The organism is Desulfobulbus sp. (assembly GCF_030824455.1).
GTDB lineage: Bacteria > Desulfobacterota > Desulfobulbia > Desulfobulbales > Desulfobulbaceae > Desulfobulbus.
The window spans coordinates 1-2,926 of record NZ_JAVBXR010000051.1 but is presented as its reverse complement, the minus strand read 5'-3'; the positions used below and the strand labels follow the sequence as shown (position 1 = coordinate 2,926).

General features: G+C 61.4%; 4 protein-coding genes. All 4 read right to left on the bottom strand.

Annotation, left to right across the window (positions count from 1 at the left end):
* Positions 1–290, bottom strand: a 290-nt coding sequence (locus RCH93_RS07725; protein WP_306547767.1) for a hypothetical protein, incomplete at its 3' end; no start/stop codon positions are given.
* Complete coding sequence (locus RCH93_RS07720; protein ID WP_306547766.1) at positions 280–474, bottom strand: hypothetical protein; 195 nt, start codon at positions 472–474, stop codon at positions 280–282. The genes RCH93_RS07725 and RCH93_RS07720, both read right to left, overlap by 11 nt.
* Positions 471–671, bottom strand: a complete 201-nt coding sequence (locus RCH93_RS07715) for a hypothetical protein (RefSeq protein ID WP_306547765.1) — start codon at positions 669–671, stop codon at positions 471–473. The genes RCH93_RS07720 and RCH93_RS07715 overlap by 4 nt, the downstream gene beginning before the upstream one ends.
* Before the next feature lie 35 nt (positions 672–706).
* The coding region (locus tag RCH93_RS07710) for a phage tail protein (RefSeq protein ID WP_306547764.1) at positions 707–2,926 on the bottom strand (2,220 nt) is incomplete at its 5' end.

The following is a 2,926-nucleotide window of genomic DNA, read 5'->3' as shown; positions in this document are numbered from 1 at the left end:
GGGGGATAGACTTCCATCTGTCTACGCTCCAACCGTTCGAAAATGGCTTTGATGTCCGCTTGCATCTCTGTCTGCAAAGCAGCGAGGACAGCAATGTTGGTCGACATGGCCGTCAAAACATCCAACTGCTTCTCGAGGTTGGTCACCCTGACCGCTAGGGCCGTGTCCGCCTGGCGAAGACTCTCCAGCACTCCCCGGCTGATCCATGCCCCACCGATCAAACCCGACGCCGCAGAAAGCACGTAGCCACCGACAACCTGCCAGAATTTCCAGTCGTTTTCAGGCTGCACCGCTTCCTCCTCTTTTCTCAACGTATGATTGCGCCCACTTCCCACCGATCAGCGCCACCATAAACGCCTGGACCTCACCGGGCGGGACATACATTGCCTTGAGCGACACCGACAGAAAGACCCACACCACGCCGAACAATAAGCAAAACCACAGGGTGATTATGCGCAAGGTCCGGGTGTTCATTGCGCCACCCCTGCAGCGCCGTTCTGCGATGCGGCTGCCGAGGCGTCGACGTCGGTGCGCTTTTCCGTGCTGATTATGTCGGTCCCGGTGATCGTGTTGTTGTCGCCGGTCAGGGTGTAGTTGTTCTCGGTTTGGGCGATGGTGCAGGCCGTTACCTGCAGGCTTATGAGTGCTCCGACGATAAATGCCTTTTTCATGTTCGCTCCTTGGCCATGGCGACCAGTTTATTCTCTTACGCTCTCGTCACCGAGAGATTCCATTGCTGCAAACTGACCAAGCTGCCGCGCACGCTCTCCAGCTCGATCCGTAAAGCCGTGTTCAACCGGGCCGGGACAAAGCCGCTGTCGGCCTTTTCATCCGCTGCCGCGTAGGTGTAGGCAGTCCCGGTCAAGCCCCCGGCCGTGCGCAGCAGGGTTCCGGCCTCGCCGTAGATCCGGAGCGTGTAGGTCATGCTGGATTCCGGGCCGATATTGCCCTCATCCTGCCGGTTGAGCGTAACCGTCTGCAGAGTGCGGTCCCGGTGCGCCCAGGTCACCGTCAGTTCAGCAGCTGCCCCGATGGACGCAGGCCACCGGGATCCGTTGACCTGCACATTGCCCGGAGGATAGGGCCGCATCATCCGACCAACGCAGGAAACGGCATCGGTGGCGGCGTCTTCCAGGGCCAACCGGCCGAGCGAGGTGGACGGCAGGATCTTCACCTCCACCGCTTCGCCTGCAGCCCGATCCGTCTTGTCGAGCCCAAAGAACCCCTGATGGAACCACATCATTTCACCGGCGGCATGAGCCACCGGAATGGTGTCGAGCACGCCCCGGTTGACGGTCACGGTCACGTTGACCGGATCAACGGCAGTCACGGCCACCAACTCATCGCCCAGAGCGGCATAGGTTCCCGCCTGCACCAGGTCAGTGTCCAGCGCCCCTTCCTGGAGCGGGATCACCGAGCTGACCGCCGGCGTCAACACCGTGGCCAAGGTCCCCACAAAGGGAAACGAGTCGGTGTCGCGCTTGGCCCAGTCGGTGGCGCCGACGTTGCGCGTCCACATCTCGTAGTTGAGGGCGTCCGAGCTGGGCCGGCCGCAGAAGCAGGTGAGCATCGTCGAAGCATCGTCCAACTCGTCAAGCACCGCCGCCGATTCGCCATATTGGCGGACAAACTGCCACCAGGTGATCTCTTCCAGCCTGCGCAACACTGCATTGGCCGGCTCGGTCAACGGATTGCTCCACATGCTTTCAGCCGGTTCGGTGAGGGTGATTGTTCCCATGCCGTAGACGTCGCGGGCGGCGGTGATCCGGATCTGGCCATCTGCAAGCGTGCCCATCTCCACCTGATCAACTCGCATCACCATGCCGGAGACGCCCAGCGGCTCCCAGTCGAACACAAAGCAGTCGCCCGGCTCCAGCTGGGCCTGCTTGCGGTTGATCACCAGAGTGCAGGAAGCAATCGGCATGCACAGTTGCTGCAACTCCCTGGCCGCCACCTTCGAGGCCAAGATCGGATCCGCGATGCCGACAAAGTCGAGGGCGGTCGAGTTGACCTGGCCGCCCATGCGGGCCACGCCGGCAATATCCTGCACCGTGGTCGCCTGCGGGCTGTTGTTGCGATCCACCCAGTTGATCGTCACCTGGTTGATCGCTTCAGACGCGGTCCTGCTGGCGTAGTCGACCAGCTCGAGCACGTTGCTGGTGTTTAACACCGGCAGCATGGCCGGGTTGTAATCGCTCCGCACCAACTTGAGGGTGAGCAGGCCAGTGAGATGCGAGACGTACAAGATGCCGTCGATATGGTTAAGGATGACCTGCAGGAAGTCTTCCACGCTGGAGTTCTTGGCCCACAGCAACGACAGACCAAAATCCTCTTGTTCAGGCGCGTCTCCGGATCCAAGCACCCAGGCGGCGTACTCGAACGACGCGGCGTCCAGGTCGCTCTCGGGATAGCCCAGGCCGCCCCAGGTGGTGTTGGTCAGGGTCTCGCGGATGATGTGGGCCGGGTTCATGTCGATCCAGCCGTCGCTGGCGACAATATCAGCCAATTCCTCAAGCCAGCCGGTGCGGGTGCGCTGACCCAGGATCGACCACTCCTTGATGTAGGGGTTGTTGGCGGCCACCATGCATTTCCTGGCCACCAATGCAAACAGGCCCCGGAACGCCGGGATATTGGTTCCCAGGATCGACTGGAGATAGCTGTTGCGGCCCTGCGACGGCAAACCAAAACAGACGTCCACCGTTCCCTTGACCCCGCCTTCCCGGCCCTCGCCGCCAAACAGATTTGGCTTGTCCAAGGCCAGCGCGGCATTGGCTGCCACGTTTCCTTCCCAGGCTGTTTTGTCGCCGACTCTGATCGCCAGCAGCTTGTCAAGGCTGTGGCAAAACACCAGATGCAGCCCGGTAAAATAGCGAAACCCGGTAGTGGTGCAGCTGTCGCCGCTGCTGCCCATCAGACGCATCCTCCG

Bases quoted from the DNA above. Each gene is read 5' to 3' on its own strand.
- RCH93_RS07715 (WP_306547765.1), bottom strand. From the start codon at position 671: ATGAAAAAGGCATTTATCGTCGGAGCACTCATAAGCCTGCAGGTAACG.
- RCH93_RS07720 (WP_306547766.1), bottom strand. From the start codon at position 474: ATGAACACCCGGACCTTGCGCATAATCACCCTGTGGTTTTGCTTATTG.